Source organism: Azospirillum sp. INR13 (genome assembly GCF_015390205.1).
Lineage (GTDB): Bacteria > Pseudomonadota > Alphaproteobacteria > Azospirillales > Azospirillaceae > Azospirillum.
On record NZ_VUOI01000023.1, the window covers coordinates 14,087 to 34,588 of the forward strand.

The 20,502-nt window shown below is 67.5% G+C and carries 18 protein-coding genes and 1 pseudogene; 11 read left to right on the forward strand and 8 right to left on the reverse strand.

Annotated elements, in window-relative coordinates:
* Nucleotides 1-69 precede the first annotated feature (69 nt).
* The 4 genes and pseudogenes from mbhE to F1643_RS15975 all read right to left on the reverse strand — a co-directional run bounded on the left by mbhE (nt 70) and on the right by F1643_RS15975 (nt 3,995).
* Nucleotides 70-711, reverse strand: coding sequence for a hydrogen gas-evolving membrane-bound hydrogenase subunit E (mbhE, locus tag F1643_RS23500; protein ID WP_370540638.1), 642 nt, complete (start codon nt 709-711; stop codon nt 70-72).
* 655 nt (nt 712-1,366) lie between these two features.
* A pseudogene (locus F1643_RS23505) lies at nt 1,367-2,410 on the reverse strand (proton-conducting transporter membrane subunit); the annotation flags it as partial.
* Nucleotides 2,411-2,584: 174 nt separating this feature from the next.
* Nucleotides 2,585-3,094, reverse strand: coding sequence for a PTS sugar transporter subunit IIA (locus F1643_RS15970; RefSeq protein WP_194914215.1), 510 nt, complete (start codon nt 3,092-3,094; stop codon nt 2,585-2,587).
* Nucleotides 3,081-3,995 (reverse strand): universal stress protein, encoded by a 915-nt coding sequence (locus F1643_RS15975; RefSeq protein WP_194914216.1) that lies wholly within the window; start codon nt 3,993-3,995, stop codon nt 3,081-3,083. Before F1643_RS15975 ends, F1643_RS15970 begins: the two co-directional genes overlap by 14 nt.
* Before the next feature lie 178 nt (nt 3,996-4,173).
* Here F1643_RS15975 and F1643_RS15980 point away from each other — a divergent pair, with 178 nt between their 5' ends.
* Together F1643_RS15980 and F1643_RS15985 are read left to right on the forward strand one after the other, a co-directional pair.
* Nucleotides 4,174-5,844, forward strand: coding sequence for an ATP-binding protein (locus tag F1643_RS15980; protein WP_255542871.1), 1,671 nt, complete (start codon nt 4,174-4,176; stop codon nt 5,842-5,844).
* A complete protein-coding gene (locus F1643_RS15985) occupies nt 5,841-6,461 on the forward strand; it encodes a response regulator transcription factor (protein WP_194914217.1) in 621 nt (206 codons plus the stop codon). Before F1643_RS15980 ends, F1643_RS15985 begins: the two co-directional genes overlap by 4 nt.
* A 9-nt stretch (nt 6,462-6,470) precedes the next feature.
* Here the strand turns inward: F1643_RS15985 and F1643_RS15990 are convergent, their stop codons facing one another.
* The 3 genes from F1643_RS15990 to F1643_RS16000 all read right to left on the reverse strand — a co-directional run bounded on the left by F1643_RS15990 (nt 6,471) and on the right by F1643_RS16000 (nt 9,440).
* On the reverse strand, nt 6,471-7,361 hold the full coding sequence (locus F1643_RS15990) for a cell wall hydrolase (protein ID WP_194914219.1): 891 nt from the start codon (nt 7,359-7,361) through the stop codon (nt 6,471-6,473).
* Between the two features lie 463 nt (nt 7,362-7,824).
* On the reverse strand, nt 7,825-8,001 hold the full coding sequence (locus F1643_RS15995) for a hypothetical protein (RefSeq protein WP_194914220.1): 177 nt from the start codon (nt 7,999-8,001) through the stop codon (nt 7,825-7,827).
* A gap of 638 nt (nt 8,002-8,639) precedes the next feature.
* Nucleotides 8,640-9,440: an IclR family transcriptional regulator gene (locus F1643_RS16000; RefSeq protein WP_194914221.1), complete on the reverse strand. Its 801-nt coding sequence runs from the start codon at nt 9,438-9,440 to the stop codon at nt 8,640-8,642.
* A 53-nt stretch (nt 9,441-9,493) separates the two neighbouring features.
* Between F1643_RS16000 and F1643_RS16005 the strand changes: the two genes are divergently transcribed.
* From F1643_RS16005 to F1643_RS16045, 8 genes are all read left to right on the forward strand, one after another.
* Complete coding sequence (locus F1643_RS16005; RefSeq protein ID WP_255542872.1) at nt 9,494-10,669, forward strand: ABC transporter substrate-binding protein; 1,176 nt, start codon at nt 9,494-9,496, stop codon at nt 10,667-10,669.
* A 195-nt stretch (nt 10,670-10,864) separates the two neighbouring features.
* Nucleotides 10,865-11,806 carry an ABC transporter permease gene (locus F1643_RS16010; RefSeq protein ID WP_194914222.1) on the forward strand — a complete coding sequence of 314 codons (942 nt, stop codon included), beginning with the start codon at nt 10,865-10,867 and terminating at the stop codon, nt 11,804-11,806.
* A 14-nt stretch (nt 11,807-11,820) separates the two neighbouring features.
* Nucleotides 11,821-14,346 (forward strand): ABC transporter permease subunit, encoded by a 2,526-nt coding sequence (locus tag F1643_RS23510; protein WP_255542873.1) that lies wholly within the window; start codon nt 11,821-11,823, stop codon nt 14,344-14,346.
* Nucleotides 14,347-14,368: 22 nt separating this feature from the next.
* Nucleotides 14,369-14,752, forward strand: coding sequence for a RidA family protein (locus F1643_RS16025; RefSeq protein ID WP_094304977.1), 384 nt, complete (start codon nt 14,369-14,371; stop codon nt 14,750-14,752).
* Nucleotides 14,753-14,832: 80 nt separating this feature from the next.
* Nucleotides 14,833-15,891, forward strand: coding sequence for a D-TA family PLP-dependent enzyme (locus F1643_RS16030; RefSeq protein ID WP_194914223.1), 1,059 nt, complete (start codon nt 14,833-14,835; stop codon nt 15,889-15,891).
* Between the two features lie 22 nt (nt 15,892-15,913).
* The gene (locus F1643_RS16035) at nt 15,914-16,918 is read left to right on the forward strand and encodes an ABC transporter ATP-binding protein (RefSeq protein ID WP_194914224.1); all 1,005 of its coding nucleotides are present in this window, start codon (nt 15,914-15,916) and stop codon (nt 16,916-16,918) included.
* Nucleotides 16,915-17,916, forward strand: a complete 1,002-nt coding sequence (locus F1643_RS16040) for an ABC transporter ATP-binding protein (RefSeq protein WP_194914225.1) — start codon at nt 16,915-16,917, stop codon at nt 17,914-17,916. The genes F1643_RS16035 and F1643_RS16040 overlap by 4 nt, the downstream gene beginning before the upstream one ends.
* Nucleotides 17,917-18,089: 173 nt before the next feature.
* Complete coding sequence (locus F1643_RS16045) at nt 18,090-19,133, forward strand: RelA/SpoT domain-containing protein (RefSeq protein ID WP_194914226.1); 1,044 nt, start codon at nt 18,090-18,092, stop codon at nt 19,131-19,133.
* A gap of 132 nt (nt 19,134-19,265) precedes the next feature.
* On the opposite strand, the gene F1643_RS16050 is transcribed toward F1643_RS16045, so the two are convergent.
* Nucleotides 19,266-19,745 (reverse strand): VOC family protein, encoded by a 480-nt coding sequence (locus tag F1643_RS16050; RefSeq protein ID WP_194914228.1) that lies wholly within the window; start codon nt 19,743-19,745, stop codon nt 19,266-19,268.
* 293 nt (nt 19,746-20,038) lie between these two features.
* Between F1643_RS16050 and F1643_RS16055 the strand changes: the two genes are divergently transcribed.
* Nucleotides 20,039-20,464, forward strand: a complete 426-nt coding sequence (locus F1643_RS16055; protein WP_194914230.1) for a VOC family protein — start codon at nt 20,039-20,041, stop codon at nt 20,462-20,464.
* Nucleotides 20,465-20,502: the final 38 nt, after the last annotated feature.

Sequence of the window (20,502 nt, forward strand, 5' to 3'; positions counted from 1 at the left end):
CAGATCGTGGGCCGCGCAGGAGCAGGAACAGCGCCACCATCAGGATCAGCGGAAACAGAAGCCGCGCGATCAGCGTCGGGATGAACAGCCATTCCGCCGCCGTATCGCCCTCCTTGCGGTCGGCTGGGAAGCGTCGAAGGCGCTCTGGTCGCGCTGCTGTTCGGGAACGTCGACGCTGTCCGGCGCCGGGCGGAAGCGGCGCAGCAGGGCATAGGCGGTCAGCGCCACGGCGCCGAGCACGGTGATCTCCCCCATGGTGTCGAAGCCGCGGAAATCCACCAGGATGACGTTGACGACGTTGGTGCCGCCGCCCTCGCTGTAGGCGAGCTCCAGGAAATGCTGGGCCAGCAGTTCCGGCGGGAAGCGGGTCATCACGCCGAAGGAGAGACCGGCCATGCCGGCCCCGGCGGCGATGGCGATGCCGAGGTCGCGCAGGCGGCGGCCCAGGGTGACCGCCTCCGACCCGCGGGCGCCGGGAACGTCCAGCCGCTTGGGCAGCCAGCGCAGGCCCAGCAGAAGCAGGATGGTGGTGACGACCTCCACCAGCAGCTGGGTGAGCGCGAGGTCGGGGGCGGAGAACCAGACGAAGGTGACACAGACGACCAGACCGGCACCGCCCAGCAGGATCAGCGCCGCCAGCCGGTGGAACTTCGCCTGCCAGGCGGCGCCCAGCGCGAAGGCGGCGCCCAGCGCCCAGATCAGCGCCAGCACCGGATCGATGCCCCGACGGCACCAGGTTGCCCGGCCCCACCCCGCGCAGCCAGACCGTCCAGCCGGCGGCCAGCACCGCCACGCACGCCACCAGGCGGAGCTGCGGCTGCAGGCGGCGGGTGCCGACCAGCCCCTCCGCCGTGCGGGCGAGGCGCCAGGACAGGAAGACCATCGTCCGCTCGAACATGCGCCGCCCTTCCAGGCTGCGGATCAGCGGCGGCCCTTCGATCCCCTTGGCGAGATGGTCCTGGAGCAGGCGGTAGAGGCCGAGCCCGGCGGCAAAGGCGATCATGCTCATCAGCAGCGGCCGGTTGAAGCCGTGCCAGACCGCGAGGCTGTATTCGGGCGTCGCCGCTCCCAGCGCCGCGCGGGCGGCCATGTCGAGGTAGGGTCCCACGGTGGCCGCCGGCAGGATGCCGATGACGATGCACGCCAGCACCAGGATCTCCACCGGGAAGCGCATCCAGGCCGGCGGCTCGTGCGGCTTCATCGGCAAATCCACCGGGTCCGGCCCGAAAAAGGCGCCATGGATGAAGCGCAACGAATAGGCGACGCTGAAGGCGCTCGCCACCATCGCGGCGACCGGCAGCACGTCGAAGAAGACCGGCAGCGGCTCCTTGGCCGACAATGCCTCGGCGAAGAACATCTCCTTGGACAGGAAGCCGTTCAGCAGCGGCACGCCCGCCATGGCCCCGGCGGCGATCAGGGCGAGGCGGGCGGTGAAGGGCATGAAGCGGTTCAGGCCGGACAGGCGCCGGATGTCGCGCGTCCCCGTCTCGTGGTCGATGATGCCGGCGGCCATGAACAGCGAGGCCTTGAAGGTCGCATGGTTGATGACGTGGAAGATCGCCGCCACCAGCGCCAGTTCGCTGTTCAGCCCCAGCAGCAGGGTGATGAGGCCGAGGTGGCTGATGGTCGAATAGGCCAGCAGCCCCTTCAGGTCGTGCTGGAAGATGGCGACATAGGCGCCGAGCAGCAGGGTGGCGAGGCCGGCGGACCCGACGATCCAGAACCACGCCTCCGTCCCCGCCAGCACCGGCCACAGCCGCGCCATCAGGAAGACGCCCGCCTTCACCAGCGTCGCCGAATGCAGATAGGCTGACACCGGGGTCGGCGCCGCCATGGCGTGCGGCAGCCAGAAATGGAAGGGGAACTGCGCGCTCTTGGTCAGGGCGCCGAGCAGGATCAGCACCAATGCCGGCAGATAGAGCGGATGTGCGCGGATGCGGTCGCCCGCCGCCAGCACGGCGTCCAGCTCGTAGCTGCCGACGATGTGGCCCAGGATCAGGACGCCCGCGAACAGGCAGAGGCCGCCCGTCGCCGTGACGGTCAACGCCATGCGCGCACCGTCGCGCGCGGCGGCGGTGTGGTGCCAATAGCCGATCAGCAGGAAGGAGAAGAGGCTGGTCAGTTCCCAGAAGAAGGCGAGCTGGATCAGGTTGCCCGACAGCACCACCCCGGTCATCGACCCCATGAAGGCGAGGAGGAAGGCGAAGAAGCGCGGCACCGGGTCCTCGGCCGCCATGTAATAGCGGGCATAGACCACCACCAGCGTGCCGACGCCGAACACCAGCCCGGCGAACAGCCAGGCGAAGCCGTCCATGCGCAAGGAAAAGTCCAGCCCCAGCATCGGCATCCATTCCGCCGAATAGCGGACCACGCCGCCCGCCGACACCGTCGGATAGGCCGACCACACCATCGCCAGCCCGACCAGCGCCACGCCGCGGCCAGCCACGCCGCCGCATTGCGCGCGTGCGTGGGCAGCAGCCCGGCGACGAGCGCACCGGCGAACGGGAATGCAACGGCGATCAGGAGCAGCAGTGCGTCGGGCATGAAGTCCTACGGTCGAATGGATCGGCGGAGACGGGCGGGGTCAGAGGCCGGGCGGCGGGTCGTCGGGATCCTTGACGAGGTCCGGGTCAGCCGCGTCCCGCGCGACGGCCTGCAGGACGATCCGGGCGACGTCGTCGGGCGTCGCGGCACCGCGCAGCCGGCGCAGCACCTGCGGATCGCGCAACGCCCCGCAGATCTCCGCCATGGCGGCCAACAGCCCCTTGCGGTTCGATGCCGGCCACAGGGCCAGGAAGACGAGATCGACCGGCTCGTCGTCGCGCGCGTCGAAATCGACCGCACGCTGGAGCCGGGCGAACAGGACGACGGGCTCCGCCAGTTCGGCAAGTTCGGTATGGGGAAGCGCCACGCCCTTGCCGAGCGCGGTCGAGCCGATCTTCTCCCGCGCCTGCAGGGCGTCCAGGATTTCCGGCGCCGGCCGGGCGCTGCGCGCCGCTGCCGCCTCCGCAAGCAGGTCGAGCAGCGCCGCCTTGTTGGCGGGGGCGGCGTCGAGGACGACATCGGCTGTGGAAAAAAGCTCAGTAATGGCCATCCGGTTCTCCGCCATCTGGTTCTCCAATTTGGCCAAGGGACGTTGCCGACGGTGAAGACCGGCCGGGAACGGTGCCGCCGACCAGGACATCGCAGGGCAGTGCCTCGATCACCTCCGAGGCCGTGCTGCCCAGCAAGGCACGGGAGATGCCGCTGCGCCGGGCCGAACCCAGCGCAACCAGATCGTACCGCCCTTCCCGCGCCAGCTCGACGATCCGCCGCCCCGGAGAGCCGGCAAGGACGATCGTCTCGACCTCCGGCCCGCCGGCCGAGTTGCCGAGGACTTTCCGGAAATCGTGCGCGAAGTGCGCCGTGTCCAGTACCGGCATATCCGGGCCCGACATCGACCGGCCCGCAATTCCCGGCAGATCGACGACATGCAGCAGGTGGATGCTTCCCTCCCGCATCAGCATCCGCACGCCGTCCACCGAAGGGCGCGAGCGCTCGGAGAAGTCGACCGGCACCAGCGCCCGCAGATAGGGCTGGAGCGGCTTGTCGCGCACGATCAGCATCGGCGTCCCATCGGCGATGGCGATGCGCTCGACGGTGGAGGCCAGGAACAGGTCCGCCACCCGGTCGCGCTGGTGCAGTCCCACCACCAGAAGGTCGGGCAACCACAGCCCGGCATAGCCGGCGACCCGGTGTTCGACGGCCTCGCCGCGCACCGCGACCGCCTGGGACCGGATGTCCGCCCCGCCCGGCACGGCCAGGATGTGGCGCTGGAGTTCCGCTTCCACATGGTGCAGCGGCAGGCAGCCATAGGGACCGCCGGTGCCGTCGACGACATGCAGCGCCGTCAACTCCGCGTCGAACCGGCGGGCGAGTTGGACGGCACGCTCCAACGCGCGGTCCGATTTCGGTTCCAGGTCGGTTGCCAGCAGAATGCGCCGAAGGCTCGCCATCGGGACTTTCGATTAACTTGCAGGGACACCTTGATGATCGGAAGTCGGATGCAGTCTGTCCATGCCGGGAAATACGGACCTGAAAGGGTCGCGTGACACCCTGCCGAATGTCCGTAGTAATACGGGGCCGATCATTTCACTTGATGCGGTGGGCGCCGGTTGGCGATACCATCGGTCCATGCCACAGACTGTCCGCCGCCGATGGATGTTCATTCCGGCCTATCTGGCCGCCCATATGTTCCTGGATTGGATCAGCTTCATCCATGCGGTGTCGTCGATCAACATCACGCCGTGGAATCCGCCGGCCGGCCTGATGATGGGTCTGTCGGTGCTGCTGGGCCTGCGCGCGGTGCCGCTGGTCTGGCTGGGGCTGACCGCCGCCGACATCGTGGTCCGCGACCTCCCGGTCGCCCTGGGAACGGCCCTGCTGGCGAACGGAATCGTCGCCCTGGGCTATGGGGCGGCGGGTGGGATGCTGCGCAAGGTCATCGATCCGGGACTGTCCAGCCTGCGTGACATCGTCCTGTTGCTCGGCGGCAGTGCTGCGGCAGTTCTGGTCATCGGCTTGGGCTTCATCGCCGTCCACACGGCGGCCGGGCTGTTCGACTGGGCGCGCTTTCCGGAGGTGCTGCTGCGCTTCTGGACCGGCGAGATCATCGGCATCGCCGTCCTGACCCCCATGGTGCTGATGGCACGGCGCATGCCGGCGCTGCGCTGGTCCTGGGGCGGTGCCGCCGAGATTCTGGCCCAGGGCGCGCTGATCGGTTTCACCCTATGGCTCGATTTCGGTCCGCTGGCCTCGTCGCAGTACGAGCATTTCTACCTGCTGTTCCTGCCGGCCATCGCGGTCGCGGTGCGGCACGGGCTGGGAGGGGCGGTGCTGGCCTCGGCCGCCACACAGGCCGGCCTGATCGCCGCCATCCAGGTGGCCGGCGTCGACACCGCGCGCATGGCGCATTTCCAGCTTCTGATGCTGACGCTCGCCATCACCATCCTGCTGCTGGGCGCCGTGGTCAGCGAACGCCGCCGGGTGGAGGACAGGCTGCGGGTGCGGCAGTCCGACCTCGCCCACGCTTCCCGCCTGATCGAGGCGGGGGAAATGGCGGCGGCGCTGGCCCATGAACTGAACCAGCCGCTGGCGGCGACGATGGGCTATGCCCGCGCCGCCCGCAAGATCGCGCGCCTGGAGGAGGCGTCCCCCCGCCTGACCGAGATCCTCGACAAGACGGTCACCCAGGCGGAGCGGGCCGACCGCGTCATCCGCAGCCTGCGCGACTTCGTGCGCAAGGGCGACCGCGACCGCGCGCCGCTGCCGGTCGCCACGCTGATCGCCGACTGCCTGACGCTGGCCGGCCCGCTCGCCAGCCGGCATGCGGTGGAGATCGCGGCGGAGGTCGCCCCCGCCCTGCCGGCCATCGCAGGCGATGCGGTCCAATTGCAGCAGGCGATCCTGAACCTCGTCCGCAATGCGGCGGAGGCGATGACGCCCGACGCCACCCGGCCGGAGGAACAGCCGGGCCGTGAACAGTCAGGGCGGCGCCGCATCGTGATCTTCGCCTGTCCGGCGGCCCAGCCCGGTTTCGTCGCCATCGGCGTGCGCGACACCGGACCCGGCCTTGCCGAGGTGGTGGAGCGCAACCTGTTCGCGCCCTTCGTCACCACCAAGCCGACCGGCATGGGGCTGGGGCTGTCCATCGTGCGCACCATCGTCGATTCCCATGGCGGCACTTTGACGGCGCGCAGTGGCGGTGGCGGTAGCGGTGGCGCCGCGAATGGCGCAGAAGGCGGAACCGTGTTCCAGTTCACCATTCCCGTGCATGCGAAGGACAGGGAAGGAGAGTCTGCATGACGACCGAGAAACCCGTCGCCTTCGTGGTGGACGACGACGAGGCGGTGCGCGATGCCCTGGCGCTTCACCTGGATCTGGCCGGGCTGTCGGTGCGCTGCTGCGCCTCGGCGGCGGAGTTCCTGGATGCCGCGTCGCCCGACCAGCCCGGCTGCGCGATCCTCGACATCCGCATGCCGGGCATGGACGGGCTGGATCTGCAGCAGGAGATGGTCCGCCGCGGCCTGACCCTGCCGGTCATCATCATCACCGGCCATGGCGATGTGACCGCCGCCGTCCGCGCGTTCCGCGCCGGGGCGGTGGATTTCCTGCAGAAGCCCTTCGACGAGGATCTGCTGATCGAACGGGTGCAGGAAGCCTTCGAGCGCGATCTCGCCGCCCGCCGCGCCGATGTGGAGGCCGGAGAGATCCGCCGCCGGCTCGCCCTGCTCAGCCCGCGCGAACTGGAAGTGATGGAAATGGTCGCCGAGGGCCTGCCCAACAAGACGATCGCCCAGCGGCTTTCCATCGGCATCCGCACGGTGGAGACCCACCGCGCCCGCGTGCTGGAAAAGATGGAGGCGCGCAACGCCCCGGAACTGGCAAGGATGCAGATGCTGCTGGGCGGGCGGCGGGAGTAGGCGGATGCCTTACTCGCCGACCTCGGCCACCTGGGTCTCGGCCGGGCTGGTCCGCTCGGCCGGGGCGGGCGGATAGCGGTAGAAGGAATGGTCGCCGATGGAGGCGGTGCGCAGCCGCGCCTTTGCCCAGTCCGGCTTCTGGCGCCCGAGCGCCGCCTGGGTCGGCGGGCTGTAGAACAGCGAGGCGCGCGCGGTCGGATCGGGCATCTCGTCATCGTTCAGGCTCCAGGCGAGGCCGCGGGCGATACGCAACGCCTCCTGGTCGGGCGCCGTGCGCGGCTTCGGCCAGGACGGCATGCCGCCCGCCCGGATCACCTGCGCCTGACGGCGAATCTCCGCCAGGACGCGCCGGGCCTCCGCCCGGTTGGTGACGCGGGGGTCCTCCGCAACCTGTTGGGACTCTGCCTGCTTCCCGCGGGATTTCGCCGCCTTGACCGGCTTGCGGCGCTTCTGCGGCTCCACCTTCGCGGGCGGAGAGAAGGGTTCGAACTGGCCGGCGGCGACCACGACCCGGCAGGGCAGCGACGGCTGCGACGCCGATGCGGCCCGGTTGGCGACCACCCACATGACGGCGGCCATGGCGTCGGCGCCCTCGCCCCGCGCTTCGGCCCAGCCGGCCAGCGCGAGGCAGCGGCGCTCACGCTCCGCCTGCCAGGGGGTCAGCATGTAGACCGAAGAGCCGATGATCACCGGCTGCTTCGCCCCGCCCCGCTTCGGCAGGGCTCCCTTGGAATCGCCGACGAAGCGGGCGCAGCCGTCGTCGCCGGGCCGGCAGACCGGCCGGTCGGCCTGGAAGCCGGAATTGATGAGAGCACCGATGTCGGCACCGGTTTCCTGTGCGCCTGCGCCGACGGGAGCCATGACGGTCGCGAACAGCAGGGCGAGGAGGGAGTGGCGCATCCCGGTCTCTCCGGTCTGGGAAGGGGACTTCCTTCGACAGGAGGGACGGACTGCAAGTTCCGTGATTCGTCCACTTCCCTGACGGCTTAAGCCTGAGGGCGGCGGATGTAACCCGGTGGTGTCCCGAATGGGCTTTCCGGCGGCTTCGGGTGTCGGGTTCGGGCATGAACTCGATGGCGCAACCATGTCCAGGAATGGTCAAGCTATTGTTTTAGCTAAAACTTTCCGTCATCCCCGCGAAGGCGGGGATCCAGGGTTCCCGATGGAGGCTCTTATGGAAAGGCCTGGATTCCCGCCTTCGCGGGAATGACGGTCGAATTGACTTTCCAGTCCCAGGGTTCGGACTGATGCGGGGGCACGCATCGCGCAGTGTACTCATGCGAGCGGGCCGGCAAGCCTTCGGATCCCTCCGGCTTCCAGCCCGATCGGCAGAATGGGTGTTGTGGCGGAAAAGCCGGGGGCGTCAGCCGGGCTGGCGGCCCTCGTCCGGTTTGCCGCCCTCGCCGGTCCAGTCGTCGGTCAGATAGTCCTGGGAGCGGCTGATCTCCTCGACCTCCGCGCGGGAGGGAGGTTTCGGCACCTGGTCCTGACCGGACTTGCGGTCGTCACTGTCGTCAAAGCCTTCAGGCTTGCGGGGCATCGGTTCCTCCTGGATCGCCGGGGACTTCCCAGCAAACAGGAGTTGGCCTGCAAGATCACGAAACGGAGGAGCGGTCGAAGGAAACCCGCTCCCCCGGCCACATCAGTTGGCGGCGTCGGCCACCGTCACCGGCACGGTGCGCACCATTTCCAGGGCGACGGCGGCGCGGACTTCGTCGGCGGCCAGGACGGCGGGCGAATTCACGTTGGCGATGCCGGCGACGGCCGCGATCAGCAGGGCGCGATGACGAAGCGGACGACGGCGAACTTGGCGGCAAACTCGGCGTTGGCGGCGGCGAATTCGGCTTCATACGAGGTCATGATGATCTTCCTTCAATGTCGGTTTGGAGTTCCGGCGGCCGATGCAGCGGCCTGTTGAGGAAGATATTGGCACAATCATGCCGCCGCAAATGCAGAGACATCACATCCCTGCACTCGCCATTTCGCATCGCAGCATAGCGCTGTGAAAGACGTAATACGGAGTTTTTCTTGGGTTCTCCGTGCCGTTCGCAGCGCTCTACAGTGCTTTATGGGGGATTTCGTAGCGCTATTACTGGCTGCGGTCTGTCCAGATTAAAGACATGTGGGTCGGCTTGTGTCAATGGCAACGGCCGATGCGCCGAATTGGCGCAACCGCCGTCAGCGTCCTGGCGACAGCCGCTCGGCACTGGCCGTCAGCGTGTCGATCATCGCCTGCTGCGCCTCTTCCGTCGTATCGACCGGCACGACGAAGCAGATGGTGGCGATGCAGCGGCCGGCCGGATCGCGGATCGGAGCGGCAAGGCAGGTGGTGAAGCGGTCGACCAGGGCTGTGGTGCGGACATAGCCCTGGGTGCGGGCGCGGCGGATGTCCTCCAGGAACTCGTCCTCGGCGATGCGGCGGCCGTCGGGAAGGATGAAGTCCTCGGGCGGAATGAAGCGCAGGATCTCGTCGGCGGACAGATGGTCGACCAGCAACCGGCCGGACGCCGTCCAGGGGATCGGCACCTTGATGCCGATCTCGGAGCTGATGCGGAACATGCGCCGGCCGGGTTCATTCAGCACGACCAGATACTTGTCGCCTTCCAGCGTGCAGAACTGCGCCGTCTCGCCCACCGTCTCGGCGATGTGGGCGACCTCCACCCGTGCCTTGCGGATCAAATCGACGCTGTCGAGGTAATCGCTGCCGTAGTAATGCATCGCCGGCCCGAAATAGACCGTGCCCTCGCCGTCGCGCAGCTCCAGCCAGCGCGCCTCGACCAGCGTGTTGACCAGTTCGTACATGGTCGAGCGCGGGGTGCCGGTGTCGCGCGCGATGTCGGCGATGCGCGTGGGCGAGCGCCGGTCGTGCAGATGCTCCATCAGAGCGATGACGCGGTCGATGCCGCGGGCACGGCCCGTCGTCTTCTCTTCCGACTGCTTCTCGGCCACCTGCTTCTCCACCACGCCACCGCTCTTCATCTGATCCGCGCTCCCTCGTCGTCCCACAACCGATTAGCACGCGGATTTTCAGCTTGCGAGCGGTCTTTGTCCGATATACCGTTTGCCTGTCTGGAATACAAGACCGATGTCCGATATTTCGGACAAACGGTCGGGGAGGCAAAAATGACAGGGATCACGCGACGTCTGTTCAACACCGCCCTCGGCACGACGCTGGCCGCCGGCGGGCTTTCCTCTGGAATCCTGGGGACCTGGACCACCCCGGCGCTGGCCCCTACAAGCTGCTGGAACACAAGCCCGACCAGTATATCCGGCTGGTCCGCCACGACGGCTACGCCTCGCCCGCCGGCACGCCCAGCGGCTATGCCGGCAGCCGCAAGGCCGTCATCGGCGAGGTGCGCTTCGTCCCGGTGCCGAATGCCGCGACCCGCGTGTCGGGCGTGCTGGCCGGCCAGTACCAGTTCGCCGACAGCCTGCCGGCGGAAACCCTGCCGCGCATCAAGAGCGCGGCCGGCGTCAAGCCGGTGATCGTCAAGCCCTTCGGCTTCCCGCTGATGATCATGAACACCAAGACCGGCGTGATGGCGAACCCGAAGGTGCGTCAGGCGGTTCTGGCGGCGCTGGAACCGAACGACATGCTGCTGGCGGGCCTCGGCGATCCCGCCTTCGTCCAGTCGGAGGGGTCGATCTACGCCCAGGGCACGCCCTATTACGACGCGGCGAGCGCCAAGCCTTATGCCGACCATGCCGCCGGCAAGGCGGCGGACCTGCTGAAGGCCGCCGGCTACAAGGGCGAGCCGATCCGCATCATGACCTCGGTCCAGTACGAGTTCCTGTACAAGATGAGCATGGTGGCCCAGGCCCAGCTCGAAATGGCGGGCTTCAAGGTCGACCTGCAGGTGCTGGACTGGGCGACGCTGCTGCAGCGCCGCGGCGACGACAAGGGGTGGGATGCCTTCTTCACCTATCACACCTTCGTGCCGGAGCCGTCGCTGATCACGGTGCTGAACCCCAGCTATCCCGGCTGGTGGGACAGTCCGGCCAAGCGGGAGGCGCTCGCCGCCTTCAACCGCGAGATGGACCCGGCGGCCCGCAAGGCGAAATGGGTGGCGTTGCAGACGCTGTTCTACAGCGAAGTGCCCAGCGTGAAGGTCGGCGAGTTCTACAACCTCGCCGCCAGCAGCGACAAGCTGACCGGCTATACGCCGACCCCCTGGCCGTTCTTCTGGAACACCGAACTGAAGAGCTGAGGGGAGCTGATAACTCCCTCTCCCGCCCTGGGAGAGGGAAGGGGCCCAAGCGGAGCTTGGGAAGGGTGAGGGGTGAACCAAGGATCAAGATCCATGTTCGCATAGCCCCTCACCCTCCCCACTTCGTGGGTCCCCTCCCTCTCCCGGGACGGGAGAGGGGAATTCTGTGCTTTCCCTCGGTCCAGGACCGCAACCATGCTCGTTTACATCGTCCGCCGGTTCGCCGGCATGATGATCGTCATGCTGCTCGTCGCCATGGTGGTCTTCGTGATCGCCCGCGTGGTGCCGGGCGATCCCGCCGCCGTCATGCTGGGATCCTCCGCCACACCGGAAGACATCGCGGCTCTGCGCGGCCGGCTGGGGCTCGACGAGCCGCTGCTGACGCAGTTCCTGCTCTATCTGGGGCAGATCGTCCGCTTCGACCTGGGCGAGTCCATCTTCCTCAACCGCCCGGTGGCGCAGGCGCTGGCCGAACGGTCGGAGCTGACGGCGCTCCTGACCATGATGTCGGTGGGAATCGCCATGCTGATCGGCGTGCCCATCGGCATCCTGTCGGCGGCCAAGCGCGGCGGGCTGATCGACCAGACCGCGGTCGGGCTCGCCATGCTGGCGGCCAGCGTGCCCAGCTTCTGGATCGGGCTGACCCTCATCAAGTATCTGGCGGTCGACCATGCCTGGTTTCCGGTCGCCGGCTACGGCCCGCCCGAAGCCGACCTGCTGGAGCGGATGCGCCATCTGGTGCTGCCGGCCATCGCTCTCGGCATTCCGAACTCGGCGCTGATCCTGCGCTTCACCCGCACCAGCATGCTGGACGTGATGAGCAACGATTACGTCCGCACCGCGCGGGCCAAGGGGTTGCCGCCGCTGGTCGTCGTGCTGAAGCATGCGCTGCGCAACGCAATGATCCCGATCCTGACGGTGACCGGCCTGACCACCGCGGTGATGATCGCCGGCGCCATCGTGACGGAAACCGTGTTCGGCCTGCCCGGCGTCGGCAACCTGATCGTTTCGGCCGTGCTGCGCCGCGACTATCCGGTGATCCAGGGCGCCCTGCTGGTGGTGTCCGCGATCTATGTGCTGATCAACCTGACGGTCGACCTGCTCTATGCCGTGGTCGATCCGCGGGTCCGTTATTGAGAGGGAGGGTTTCCATGGCAAGCGTCCCCGCCGGTCACGGCAGCGTCCCCCTTCCCTCTTCCGCTCCCTCCCCTAATGGGCCGCACCGCAGCCGGTCGCCGGCCGCCCTGCTGATGCGCCAGCTGTTCCGGCGTAGGCTGGTGGTGCTGTCCTTCCTGATCATGGTGGCGATCCTGGCGGTGGCGCTGCTGGCGCCGTGGATCACGCCGTTCAACCCGATGAAGATGGACATCCTCGGCCGGCTGAAGGCGCCATCCGCCGCCCACTGGTTCGGCACCGACGAATATGGCCGCGACGTGCTGTCCCGCGTGATGCTGGGCGCCCGGCTGTCGCTGCTGGTCGGGCTGCTGGTCGTGGTGGTGGCGACGCTGATGGGCACGCTGCTGGGCTTGGCCGCCGGCTATATCCGGCCGCTGGACGGCGTGCTGATGCGGCTGACCGACGCGCTGATGGCCTTCCCCGACATCCTGCTCGCCATCGCCTTCATGGCGGCGCTGGGGCCGTCGCTCTACAATGTCGTGCTGGCGCTCGGCATCGTCTACACGCCGCGCGTCGCCCGCGTGGTGCGCGCCGCCTGCCTCGTGGTGCGCGAGATGCCCTTCATCGAGGCGGCGACGGCGCTCGGCGCCTCCACCCCGCGCATCGTCTTCCTGCACATCCTGCCCAACCTGATCTCGCCAATCCTGGTACAGGCCACCTTCATCTTCGCCTACGCCATCCTGACGGAAGCGGCGCTGTCCTTCCTCGGCGTCGGGGTGCCGCCGACCACGCCGACCTGGGGCAACATGATCGCCGGCGCCCAGCAGTATTTCCAGCAGGCCGACTGGCTGATCCTGTTCCCCGGCTGCGCCATCGTCCTGACCGTGCTGTCGCTGCAGATCGTCGGCGACGGGCTGCGCGACGCGCTCGACCCCGGCTCCAGAAGGCGAAATGAGATGAGCGTTTCCCTTCTCATCAAGGGCGCCCGCGTCATCGACGGCACCGGCGCCCCCTGGTTCCCGGCCGACGTGCTGGTGGAGGGCGGTCGCATCGCCGCAATCGGCCCGATGCTGGACGCGCCGGACGCCGAACCGCTGCAGGCGGCGGGCCTCTTCCTCTCCCCCGGCTTCATCGACGCCCATTGCCACGACGACCTGATCCAGCTGCGCCAGCCCGGCCGGCCGGAGAAGGTGGCGCAGGGCGTCACCACCGTGGTGGTCGGCAACTGTTCCTTCGGCCTGTACCCGCAAAGCCCGGAAAGCAGCGCGCCTCTACGCGAGCATTTCGGCAACCTGCTGGGCACCGTTTCGGATCAGGAGACCTTCGCCGACTTCGCCGGCTACCGCGCAGCGCTCGATGGGCGCGGCACCGCGATCAACCTCGTCTCGCTGGTCGGGCACGCCGCGCTGCGCCTCGCCGTCATGGGCTGGCAGAACCGCGCTGCCACAGCCCCAGAGCGCGAGGCGATGGCCACCCTGCTGGCCGAGCAGCTTCGCCAGGGCGCGCACGGCCTGTCGCTCGGCCTCGTCTATCCGCCCAGCGCCTGGGCCGACCGCGCCGAACTGGTCCGGCTGGCGGAGGTCGTGGCGGCACATGGCGCGCTGCTGACCGCCCATGTCCGCTCCTACGAAGGCGGGCTGATCGCCTCGGTGGACGAGTTCCTCGACCTGCTGAAGGCGGGCGGGGCGAGCGGCCTGCTCTCCCACCTGCAAGCGGCCGGAAAGCCCTATTGGGGCAGCCTGCCGCGGGCGGTGGAGCGGCTGGAGATCGCACGCAAGGGCGGCACCGACGTCAGTTTCGACATGTACCCCTATCCGGCCGGCTCCAGCACCATCCTGCAACTGCTGCCGCCGTCGGCGCTGGCGGGCGGGGTGGAGGCGCTGCTGGCCCGCATGGCCGATGCCGACGGGCTGGCGGCTCTGCGCCGCGCGGTGGAAGACGGCGAGGCGCCGGGCGATGCCGGCTGGGAATCCAAGATCCGCCTGATCGGCTGGGAGAATGTCCGCATCGGCGGCGTTTCGGCGGACGAGCTGCGCGAGTTGGAAGGACTGTCGCTGGCGGAAGTCGCGGCCACTCGGTGGGAATCGCCCTTCGACACGCTGGTCCGGTTGATCGCCCTCGACCGCGGCCGCACCAACATCGTCATGTTCCAGCTGGCCGAGGTCGATCTGGAAACCGCCCTGTCGCATCCGCTGCACATGCTGGGATCGGACGGGCTGCCGCGCGAGACCGGCAAGCCGCATCCCCGCGCCTTCGGCAGCTTCCCGCGCTATCTCGCCCGCGCCATCACGGGCGAAGGCAAGCTCGGGCTGGAGGATGCCGTCCGCCACATGACCGCCGTTCCGGCGCAGCGTTTCGGCCTGTCCGACTGCGGGCTGATCCGGCCGGGCATGGTGGCCGACCTGACCCTGTTCACCGCCGACGTGGCGGACCGCGCCACCTTCCAGGACCCGACGCGCCCGCCCCACGGCATCACCGACGTGCTCGTCGCCGGACAGTTCGTCCTGCGCGACGGCGGGCACACCGGCGCACGTCCGGGCAAGGCCCTGGCCCGCGCCTGATCTTTCAACCTGTGAGGACCGAATGACCAACCGCAAGCCGATCTTCGCCGAAAAGGGTGCGAAGCCCGCCGGCCAGTACAGCCACGCCATCGTCGCGAACGGCTTCGTCTATGTGTCGGGCCAGGGGCCGCACCATCCGGAGACCGGCGCGCTGCCCGAGGATTTCGCCGGCGAGGTGCGCCAGACCCTGCGCAATCTGGAAATCATCCTGAAGGCCGCCGGCACCGACCTCGCCCATGTGGTGAAGGTCAACAGCTACCTCAGCGACCTCGGCCGCTTCCAGGAATACAACGCGCTCTATTCGGAGTTCTTCCCGACCGAGCCGCCGGCCCGCACCACCATCGGCTGCCAGCTGAACAACATCCAGGTCGAAATCGACTGCATCGCCGTGCTGCCCCAGGCTTAAAATAGGGCGGCGTAACATTCCGAGCGGCCGATCCCGCCAGGGTCGGCCCCTTTCCCAAATCTGCGTTCCGGAGCGGTCCCATGCGCGTCGACGATCTCGACACCCCCGTCCCCGTCATCGACCTCGACCGGGTCGAGCATAACCTGACCAAGATGCAGGCCTATTGCGACCGGCACGGGTTGGCGCTGCGCCCGCACATCAAGACCCACAAGCTTCCCCAATTCGCGCTGCGCCAGATCGAGCTGGGCGCCGTCGGCATCACCTGCCAGAAGATCGGCGAGGCGACGGTGATGGCGGAGGCCGGCTGCAAGGACATCCTGCTGACCTACCCCATCGTCGGCGCCGCAAAGGTGAAGCCGCTGGCAGACCTCGCCGGCAAGACCAAGCTGACGGTGGCGCTCGACAACGCCGTCGCCCTCGACACCGTGGCCGCCGCCGCGGCCGCGGCCGGTGTGGAGATCGGCATCCTGGTGGAGTTCGACAGCGGCGACGGCCGCTGCGGCGTGCAGACCCCCGACGAGGTGCTGACGCTGGCCCGCCGCGCCGCCGGCAACGGGCTGACCCGCTTCCGCGGCCTGATGACCTACCCGCGCGGCCCCCGCACCGTGCCCTTCGTCGCCGAGACGCGCGCCCTGCTGGAGGGCGCCGGCATTCCGGTCACCACCGTGTCGGTCGGCGGCACCCCCGGCTGCTGGGACACCCACGAGCTTCCCGGCGTGACCGAGCTGCGCGTCGGCACCTACATCTATCACGACCGCGCCACCGTCGGCGCCGGGGTGGCGACGCTGGACGAGTGCGCCGTGCAAGTACAGGCCACCGTGGTCAGCCGCCCGACTCCCGACCGCGCCGTTCTGGATTGCGGCAGCAAGACCCTGTCGAGCGACCGCGTCGCCCCATCGGTGGGCGAGGGCTTCGGCCTGATCCTCGACTACCCCGACGCGGTGATCGTTCGCGTCAACGAGGAGCATGCGGTGGTCGACCTCAGCAAGAGCGCGCAGCGGCCGGAGATCGGCGACCGCGTCCGCATCCTGCCCAACCATGTCTGCGTGGTGACCAACCTGCACGACCGCATGGCGATCAGCCGCAACGGCGAGGTCGCCGGCGACTGGCCGGTGCCGGCGCGCGGCTGCACCCGTTGACCTCAAACCCTCGGATCCGGCCATGGACGCTGACCTCACGCTCGACATCCGCAACCTGCAAACCCACTTCACCGCCGATCCCGGCGTGTCGAAGGCGGTGGACGGCGTGTCCTTCGCCGTGCGCCGCAACGAGACGCTGGCCGTCGTCGGCGAATCCGGCAGCGGCAAGTCGGTGACCAGCCTGTCGGCGATGCGGTTGATCCCGACGCCGCCGGGCATCATCGCCGGCGGCGAGATCCTGTTCCGCGGCCGCGACGGGCAGGTGCGCGACCTCGCCCGCCTCAGCGAGCGCGCCATGCGCAGCGTCCGCGGCAACGAGATCGGCATGATCTTCCAGGAGCCGATGACCTCGCTGAACCCGGTCTACACCGTTGGCGACCAGATCGGCGAGGCGCTGCGCTACCACCAGGGCCTCGACCGCCGGGCGGCGCGGGCGGAGGCGCTGACCATGCTGAAGAAGGTCGGCATCCCGGCGGCGGAGCGGCGGCTGGACGAGTATCCGCACCAGATGTCGGGCGGCATGCGCCAGCGCGTGATGATCGCCATGGCGCTGGCCTGCCGCCCCACCCTGCTGATCGCCGACGAGCCGACCACGGCGCTCGACGTGACCATCCAGGCGCAGATCCTCGACCTGATGCGGCGGCTTCAGGAGGAGACCGGCACCTCGATCCTGTTCATCACCCACAATCTGGGTGTGGTGGCCGAAGTGGCGCACCGGGTGGTGGTGATGTATGCCGGCCGCATCGTCGAGGAAGGCGATGTCCGCTCCCTGCTGAAATCGCCCAGGCACCCCTACACCCGCGGGCTGCTGGCCTGCATGCCGCATCTGGGCCAGCGCCGCGGCGACGGCGGCCGGCTGCACGCCATCCCCGGCAGCGTGCCGAGCCCGGTGAACCGCCCCCAGGGCTGCACCTTCGCCCCGCGCTGTGCGCTGGCCGAACCCGCCTGCCTCGCCGCCGAACCCGTTCTGGAGCCGGTCGGCCCCGACCATTCCGCCCGCTGCCGCCGCTGGAGAGACGTGCAATGAGCATCGATACCGTTACCGAACAGCCCCTGCTGAGCGTCCGCAATCTGGAGAAGCGCTTTCCTGTGCGCGGCGGGCTGCTGCAACGGCCGGTCGGCTGGGTGAAGGCGGTGGACGACCTGTCCTTCGACCTGAACCGCGGCGAGGTGCTGGGGCTGGTCGGCGAATCGGGATCGGGCAAGACCACTGCCGGGCGCAGCATCCTGCGGCTGATCGAGCCGACCGGCGGCTCCATCCGCTTCAACGGACAGGAGATCACCGGCTTGGGCACCGCCCAGATGCGGGCGCAGCGCCGCCGCATGCAGATCGTCTTCCAGGATCCCTATGCCAGCCTCGACCCGCGCCAGCGCGTGCGCGACGTGATCGGGGAGGCCCTGACGATCCACAACATCGGCACCCGCGCCGACCGCCGCGACCGCGTGGCGGCATTGCTGGAGAAGGTCGGGTTGAGCGCCGACGCCATGGACCGCTTCCCGCACGAATTCTCCGGCGGCCAGCGCCAGCGCATCGGCATCGCCCGCGCGCTGGCGGTGGAACCCGACTTCATCGTCGCCGACGAGCCGGTGTCGGCGCTCGACGTCTCGGTGCAGGCGCAGGTGGTGAATTTGCTGGGCGATTTGCAGCGCGAGCTGGGGCTGGCGGTGCTGTTCATCGCCCATGATCTGGCGGTGGTGCGCTACATCAGCGACCGGGTGGCGGTGATGTATCTCGGCCGCCTGATGGAGATCGCGCCGAGCGACAGCCTCTACGAGCGCCCGCGCCACCCCTACACCATGGCCCTGCTGTCCGCCGCTCCCGACCCGGACCCCGACGCGCCGAAGACCCGCATGCTGCTGGACGGCGACGTGCCGAGCCCGATGAACCCGCCGTCCGGCTGCGCTTTCCGGACGCGGTGCCCGTTTGCGCTGCCCGCTTGTGCGGAGCCGGAAGCCCGGGCGCTGCGCGAGGTGGCGCCGGGGCATTCGGTGGCGTGCATTCGGGATGATGTGGGGGTGGGGTGAGAGGGTGGTTGAGCCGGAAGCGGACCATGATACCATTGCAAAACGCAGCTGTTGCGAGCTTTTGGTGAAGCCATTAAGCATAAATAGGCGAAGACGATACATAAGGAAGATCATTTTTCTAGTCGCTTGCAAAGAGTTTTGCTATTTAGGTGCGTGACAATCGGGGATGAGCCATGCCCTTTGTTGAGCCCGGTGGGTATAGTAAGGGTGAGTTAGATCGTGCCGGGGAGCGCATCCGGATTGGGGCAGAGACTCCGAATGACCTCGCCCTGTTGGATAATTGGCGTGCTTCGCATCTGTATGTGCTGAACACATTCCAATCTTCCCTGCGGTTCCGCCGAGCCCGATCTGCTCGTGGGGATACCATTACGATTGCACAGCGGCTCAAACGGCGCCCTACAATCATCGACAAACTTAGGCGAGAGCAAGGAATGTCGCTCTCACGGATGCACGATATTGCGGGATGTCGTCTCATTTTTCCTGATATTGAAAGCCTAAACCATTTTCGAGGAGGTGTCCTTTCGTCCCGAGCAGCGCACGAACTAGTTGGTGGGAAGGAACGATACAACTACATCGATCATCCCAAACCGTCTGGTTATCGTGGCATTCATGACGTTTATAAATACAATGTAGGCTCAACAGGGGGCGTTAAGTGGAACGGGCTACGACTCGAAATCCAATACCGTACAGTTGTTCAACATGCATGGGCAACGGCCGTTGAAATCAGTGATATCGTTAACGCTACAAGGCTAAAATTTAGTCAAGCGAACGCATCAATCTCTCGTTTGTTTTTGCTCTGCAGCGAGATATTGGCGCGTGTACATGAGGGGCGTGCAGGGTATTGTGCGGATCTTACCAACCAAAATCTTCTCTCTGAATATCAGGGACTAGAAGATGACTTGCATGCAATTCTCCGCTTAAGAAATCTTACTTCGTCAGAATTTCAGAATTTTGCTCGCTCATCACGCCTTTTCATTCTCATCAACTACACTTCCGGTGAGAAGGAAGGAAAGCTTGAAGCCGAAGGATTCTCAGACAACGCCAGTGCCGCAGCTAGGTACTCGGAGGTTGAGGCCAAACTTCAAGATGTCGCTGACGTAGTGCTGGTGGGAGCTAGTCAACAAGACGCGATCAAACTCGCCTACACAAATTACTTCTCAGATGCATCAGGATTTATTTCTATATTAGATAGCGCCCTGCAAGCGTTCCGAAATTAATACTTAGATTTATGATAATTTTATGTTATGATGCTTAATTTCTTTTCAGCTGGCACTATACAATCCGAGCCAGACATTTTGGATGTCCGCTTCGGGTCAGAAGCCGACACACACCTCCAGCCTCCCTCACCCTCACCCCCGCCGCGCCGCCTCAATCGCCGCCACGTCGATCTTCGACATCCCCATCATCGCCTCGAACGCCCGCTTGGCCTCCTCTCCGCCGGCCGCAAGCGCATCGGTCAGCACGCGCGGCGTGATCTGCCAGGAGACTCCCCAGCGGTCTTTGCACCAGCCGCAGGCGCTCTCCTGGCCGCCGTTGCCGACGATGGCGGTCCAATAGCGGTCGGTCTCTTCCTGGTCGTCGGTGGCGATCTGGAACGAGAAGGCCTCGCTGTGGGGGAAGGCCGGGCCGCCGTTCAGGCCGAGGCAGGGGAGGCCGGCGACGGTGAACTCGACCGTCAGAACGTCGCCCGCCTTGCCGGACGGGTAGTCGGCGGGGGCGCGGTGGACGGCGGTCACCGCGCTGTCGGGGAAGGTCTCGGCGTAGAAGCGGGCGGCGGCTTCGGCGTCCTTGTCGTACCAGAGGCAGATCGTGTTCTTGGCGACGGCCATAGCGTGTCCTTTCGCGCTGGAACCGGTTCCGGCTTGTTGCCGTGTGCTGCTGGATATGGTTTTACCACCGCAAGTGTCGTGATGGCGATAGGCCGGGCGTCCAGGGGCGCCATTCTTGACGCCGCCCTCGCCCCGGGCATAGGATCCCGCCGTCTGAAACAGGTTAGGCTCGGGACGGTTGGCCCGGCCCCTGCCTTGCGGGTCCTTCCGTTGCCCAAGGGTCGGCCCTGGGTAACGGCCCAAGACTATCAGGGGGCGCGCATGATGCGGGCGCCGATAGCAGGGGCATGGACATGAAGCCGATAATTTCCGTTCTGACGCTGGGCGTCGCCGACCTCGACCGGGCGCTTGCCTTCTATCGCGACGGCCTTGGCCTGCCCACCGACGGCATCGTCGGCCGCGAGTTCGAGCATGGCGCGGTCGCCTTCTTCGATCTGTCCGGCGGGCTGAAGCTGGCGATCTGGGCGCAGGACGACATCTGCCACGACACCGGCTTGGCCAAGACTCCCGTCAGTTCCACCGCCGTCACCATCGGGCACAATGTCATGCTGAGGAGCGAGGTGGACGATCTGATGGATGCGGCACGGCGCGCCGGCGCCGAGATCGTCAAGGGCGCGCAGGACACCTTCTATGGCGGCTATGCCGGATATTTCCGGGATCCGGACGGGCATCTGTGGGAGGTCGTGTGGAACCCCCACCTGCTCCCCGCCGACGACTGACCGGCGGCGATGACCGGCTCCGCACACCGGACCGGCCG

Excerpts from the sequence above, each read along its gene's own strand:
- F1643_RS16050 (WP_194914228.1), bottom strand. The coding sequence starts at position 19,745 with ATGGCCGTCGCCAAGAACACGATCTGCCTCTGGTACGACAAGGACGCC.
- F1643_RS16030 (WP_194914223.1), top strand. The coding sequence starts at position 14,833 with ATGCGCGTCGACGATCTCGACACCCCCGTCCCCGTCATCGACCTCGAC.
- F1643_RS16045 (WP_194914226.1), top strand. The coding sequence starts at position 18,090 with ATGCCCTTTGTTGAGCCCGGTGGGTATAGTAAGGGTGAGTTAGATCGT.
- F1643_RS16000 (WP_194914221.1), bottom strand. The coding sequence starts at position 9,440 with ATGAAGAGCGGTGGCGTGGTGGAGAAGCAGGTGGCCGAGAAGCAGTCG.
- F1643_RS23510 (WP_255542873.1), top strand. The coding sequence starts at position 11,821 with ATGGCAAGCGTCCCCGCCGGTCACGGCAGCGTCCCCCTTCCCTCTTCC.
- F1643_RS15980 (WP_255542871.1), top strand. The coding sequence starts at position 4,174 with ATGCCACAGACTGTCCGCCGCCGATGGATGTTCATTCCGGCCTATCTG.
- F1643_RS15970 (WP_194914215.1), bottom strand. The coding sequence starts at position 3,094 with ATGGCCATTACTGAGCTTTTTTCCACAGCCGATGTCGTCCTCGACGCC.
- F1643_RS15975 (WP_194914216.1), bottom strand. The coding sequence starts at position 3,995 with ATGGCGAGCCTTCGGCGCATTCTGCTGGCAACCGACCTGGAACCGAAA.
- F1643_RS16035 (WP_194914224.1), top strand. The coding sequence starts at position 15,914 with ATGGACGCTGACCTCACGCTCGACATCCGCAACCTGCAAACCCACTTC.
- F1643_RS16010 (WP_194914222.1), top strand. The coding sequence starts at position 10,865 with ATGCTCGTTTACATCGTCCGCCGGTTCGCCGGCATGATGATCGTCATG.
- F1643_RS15990 (WP_194914219.1), bottom strand. The coding sequence starts at position 7,361 with ATGCGCCACTCCCTCCTCGCCCTGCTGTTCGCGACCGTCATGGCTCCC.
- F1643_RS16055 (WP_194914230.1), top strand. The coding sequence starts at position 20,039 with ATGAAGCCGATAATTTCCGTTCTGACGCTGGGCGTCGCCGACCTCGAC.
- F1643_RS16025 (WP_094304977.1), top strand. The coding sequence starts at position 14,369 with ATGACCAACCGCAAGCCGATCTTCGCCGAAAAGGGTGCGAAGCCCGCC.
- F1643_RS16040 (WP_194914225.1), top strand. The coding sequence starts at position 16,915 with ATGAGCATCGATACCGTTACCGAACAGCCCCTGCTGAGCGTCCGCAAT.
- F1643_RS15985 (WP_194914217.1), top strand. The coding sequence starts at position 5,841 with ATGACGACCGAGAAACCCGTCGCCTTCGTGGTGGACGACGACGAGGCG.
- F1643_RS15995 (WP_194914220.1), bottom strand. The coding sequence starts at position 8,001 with ATGCCCCGCAAGCCTGAAGGCTTTGACGACAGTGACGACCGCAAGTCC.